At 43.5% G+C, this 276-nt stretch carries 1 pseudogene; it reads right to left on the bottom strand.

What is annotated here, in order from left to right:
• A pseudogene (locus SB773_RS31505) lies at window positions 1–276 on the bottom strand (MFS transporter); the annotation flags it as partial.

Below are 276 nucleotides of genomic sequence, written 5' to 3' on the forward strand. Positions count from 1 at the left end.
TAACGCCATTTGCATATACATTGGCAACACAACCAGCATCGATAACATGTTAAGAAATGTAATCACGTTCATCGCAAGACCCAGTACAAATAGTGGGTACTTGAATGCTTTTAAATTCAACATCGGGTTTTCCATCTTCGTTTGACGGATTGCAAACAGGATTAGGGCGATCACTCCAACGATGATCGTGCCAATTACCGTCATACTCGTCCAACCATGATCCCCGCCTACACTTACACCGTATACAACTCCACCAAAGCCAATCGTCGATAACAC

This window comes from Bacillus sp. SIMBA_074, assembly GCF_046534555.1.
Taxonomy (GTDB): domain Bacteria; phylum Bacillota; class Bacilli; order Bacillales; family Bacillaceae_G; genus Bacillus_A; species Bacillus_A mycoides.